This is a genomic window from Acidocella sp. MX-AZ02, from assembly GCF_000306035.1.
GTDB lineage: Bacteria > Pseudomonadota > Alphaproteobacteria > Acetobacterales > Acetobacteraceae > Acidocella > Acidocella facilis.
In genome coordinates this window covers 1,569,281-1,571,917 of record NZ_JH976207.1, presented here as the reverse complement: position 1 = coordinate 1,571,917, position 2,637 = coordinate 1,569,281, and the positions used below count along the sequence as shown (strand labels likewise).

3 protein-coding genes are annotated in these 2,637 nt (G+C 67.8%); 2 read left to right on the top strand and 1 reads right to left on the bottom strand.

The features are described from left to right. Together MXAZACID_RS07770 and MXAZACID_RS07765 are read left to right on the top strand one after the other, a co-directional pair. On the top strand, window positions 1-934 hold a 934-nt coding region (locus tag MXAZACID_RS07770), incomplete at its 5' end, for a PLP-dependent aminotransferase family protein (RefSeq protein WP_008493682.1). Window positions 935-997: 63 nt separating this feature from the next. Next, complete coding sequence (locus tag MXAZACID_RS07765; protein WP_008493681.1) at window positions 998-1,975, top strand: cation diffusion facilitator family transporter; 978 nt, start codon at window positions 998-1,000, stop codon at window positions 1,973-1,975. On the opposite strand, the gene MXAZACID_RS07760 is transcribed toward MXAZACID_RS07765, so the two are convergent. Beyond that, window positions 1,976-2,637 (bottom strand): glycosyltransferase (locus MXAZACID_RS07760; protein WP_008493680.1); only part of this gene is annotated, 662 nt, incomplete at its 5' end.

The window sequence follows — 2,637 nt, the reverse complement described above, 5'->3', positions numbered from 1 at the left end:
GCATCTCGGCGCCTGGCGCGGCATTTTCTGTTCGGCCGGGCAGATCATCGTCACCTCCGGCGCCACCGAGGCGCTGGGGCTGGCCGGGCGGCTGCTGGCGCCGGGTAGCATCGTGCATGTGGAGGAACCCGGCCACGCCCCGGTGCGCGCCCGGCTGGCGGCGGCGGGGCTGCGTTGCGTGGCCGTGGCTGTGGATGCGCAAGGGCTGAACCCGGCTTTGCTGCGCCCGGATGCGGCCGGGGTGGTGGTGACACCCTCGCGGCAATATCCGCTGGGGATGACGCTGCCCGCGGCACGGCGGCTGGCGCTGCTGGACTGGGCGCAGCGCGCCGGGGCGCTGGTGATCGAGGATGATTATGACAGCGAATTCCGCTTCACCGGCCAGCCGCTGCCGGCCTTGGCCAGCCTCGATCGCGGCGCGCGCACGCTCTATATCGGCAGTTTTTCCAAACTGCTCTCGCCGGGCATCCGGCTCGGCTACATGCTGGTGCCCGCGCCGTTTCTGACGCGGCTGCATGAGGTCATCGGCCGGGCCGGCACCCAGGCCTCGCTGGTGCCGCAGCCAGCCTTGGCGCGCTTCATGCAAAGCGGCGAATTCGCCACCCATCTGCGCCGCATGCGCCGGCTCTACGCCCAGCGCCAGAGCGCGTTGCGCGAGGCGCTGGCGCCTTTGGTGCCGGATTGGCTGGTGCCGGCGATCGAGCCTTCGGGCATGCATTTCATCGTCCGCTTCGGGCCGCGTCTGGCTGGGCTGTCGGACCGGGCGGTGGAGGCGGCGGCGCGCGAGGCCGGGCTGGCGGTGGTCTCGCTCTCCCCATATTTCCACGAGGCGCCCCCGGAGCAGGGGCTGCTGCTGGGCTTTGCCGGGTTTGAGCCGGAGGATTTGCGTGCGGCGGCGTTACGGCTGGGGGCGTGCCTTGCCGGGCTGGGGTGAGGCCGGTTCCGGTGGGAAAGGCTTTGCGTTAGATCAGAAGAAATCTTTAGCGGAGCGCGCGTGATGCATGACCATGACGATCACGACCATATGCATGAGCACGGCCACGACCATGCCGGCCACAACCATGCGGGCCATGGCCATGCCGGGCACAGCCACGCCCCGGCTGATTTCGGCCGCGCCTTCGCCATCGGCCTCGCCCTGAATCTGGCTTATGTGATCGGCGAGGCGGTCTATGGTGTCGCCGGCCATTCGATGGCGCTGCTCGCCGATGCCGGGCATAATCTTTCGGACGTGCTGGGGCTGGCCGGGGCCTGGGCGGCGACCTGGCTGGCGAAGCGCCAGCCCTCGGCGCGCTATACGTACGGGCTGCGCCGCTCTTCCATCCTCACCGCGCTGGGCAATGCTGTGCTGCTGCTCGTGGTCACCGGCGCCATCGCCTGGGAGGCGGTGCTGCGGCTGTTCGCCCCGCAGCAGCCGGCCGGGATGGTGATCATCATCGTCGCGGCGTTGGGGATTCTCATCAATGGCGGCACCGCCTTGCTGTTCATGGCCGGGCGCAAGGGGGATCTCAATGTCCGCGGCGCCTTCCTGCATATGCTGGGCGACGCGCTGGTGGCGGCGGGCACGGTGGCGGCGGGTGTGGTGATTCTGTTCACCGGCTGGGCCTGGGTGGACCCGGTGGTCAGCCTCGCGGTCAGCGCTGTCATCGTCATCGCCACCTGGTCGCTGCTGCGCGATTCGGTGAATCTCTCGCTCGATGCCGTGCCCGCCTCCGTCGATCACCATGCGGTGGAGGCTTATCTGCGCGGCCTACCCGATATCGCGGCGCTGCACGATTTGCATATCTGGGGGCTGAGCACGACGGATGTGGCGCTGACCGCGCATCTGGTGCGCGAGGAGGGTGGCAATGAGGAGGCGCTGCTGGCGCGCATCGCCCAGGAGGCGAAGGCGCGCTTTGGCATCGGCCATGTCACCATCCAGATCGAGAGCCTGGCGGTCGCCGAAGGCTGCGCGCTGCGGCTGGGGGAGAGCGTCTGATCAATCCCCGTGGCGTTTGCGGATGATGTAGGTCGGGCGTTGCTTGGCCTCCATATAGATGCGGCCGATATATTCGCCGAGCAGGCCGATCGAGATCAGCTGTACCGAGCCAAAGAAGGTGATTGCCACGAAGAGCGAGGCATAGCCCGGCACCGGATTGCCCAGCAGCAGCGTGCGCAGCAGGATCAGCACCCCATAGAGCAGCGCCAGCAGCGCCCCGGCGATGCCGAGATAGGTCCAGATTTTCAACGGCGCGGTGGAGAAGCTGGTGAAGCCCTCCAGCGCGAAATTCCATAATTTGAAGCCGGAGAATTTGCTCTGCCCGGCGCTGCGGGGGCGGCGGACATAGTCGATGGTGACGGTGCGAAACCCGACCCAGGCGAACAGCCCTTTCATGAAACGCTGGCGCTCGGGCAGGGTTTTCAGCGCCTCGACGACGACGCGGTCCATCAGCCGGAAATCCCCGACATTCTCGGGGATTTTGGTGTGGGAGAGGGCGTTGTGGAGCTTGTAGAAGGCCAAGGCGGTCTGGCGCTTCATCGCGCTGTCGGTCGAGCGGTCGACGCGCCTGGCCAGCACCACCTCGGCGCCGGCCCGCCAGGCGGCGAGCATTTCGGGGATCAGCTCCGGCGGGTCCTGCATGTCGGCATCGAAGGGGATCA

Excerpts from the sequence above, each read along its gene's own strand:
- MXAZACID_RS07765 (WP_008493681.1), top strand. The coding sequence starts at position 998 with ATGCATGACCATGACGATCACGACCATATGCATGAGCACGGCCACGAC.